The 738-nt window shown below is 62.6% G+C and carries 1 protein-coding gene; it reads left to right on the top strand.

The annotated features are described in order from the left end of the window. The coding region (locus EOA22_RS35945; protein WP_127390726.1) for an HlyD family type I secretion periplasmic adaptor subunit at nt 1-738 on the top strand (738 nt) is incomplete at both ends.

The following is a 738-nucleotide window of genomic DNA, read 5'->3' as shown; positions in this document are numbered from 1 at the left end:
GGATGTCAGCGGAACAATGGCCGGAGAGCAGTCGCTCTTCGAGTTCCGCCGGCAGGCACGCGCTGGCCAGAAGGCGCAGTTGGCGGAACGTATCTCCCAGCTCGCCGAAGAAGTCTCCGGCCTGACCGAGCAAAAGGACGCCAAGAGCCAGGAAATCAAGCTGATCGGAACCGAGCTCGCGGGCATGCGCACATTATGGGAGCGCAAGCTGGTCTCGATCGATCGCATCACCGCGCTCGAGCGCGAGGCCGTGCGGCTGGAGGCTGAACACGGGCAGTTGATCGCGGCGATAGCGCAGTCGAAAGGTCACACGTCGGAAATCCGCCTGCAGATCATCCAGATCGATCAGGATCTGCGCAGCGAAGTCGCCACGGAGCTGCGTGAGGTCCAGGCAAAACTCTCGGAGCTAGTCGAACGCAAGGTATCGGCCGAGGACCAGCTCAAGCGCATCGACATTCGAAGCCCGCAGGCCGGCGTCGTCCTTCAGCTTGCCGTACATACGATTGGGGGTGTCATCACTGCGGGCGAACCGGTCATGCTCATCGTGCCGGTCGCGGACCGACTGACCGTCGAAGCCCGTGTCGCTCCACAGGACATCGATCAGCTGAAACAGGGGCAGGAGGCGACGCTGCGGCTTTCGGCCTTCAATCAGCGGACCACGCCTGAACTCAACGGAAGCGTCAGCAAGATCTCCGCCGATCTCAGCACCGACGAGCGCACCGGCGCCGGTTATTACAC

The organism is Mesorhizobium sp. M7A.F.Ca.US.014.04.1.1, from assembly GCF_003998745.1.
In the GTDB taxonomy this organism is placed as follows: domain Bacteria; phylum Pseudomonadota; class Alphaproteobacteria; order Rhizobiales; family Rhizobiaceae; genus Mesorhizobium; species Mesorhizobium ciceri.
Note: the sequence above shows the minus strand (reverse complement) of the source record. Positions and strands in the feature narration are given on the sequence as shown.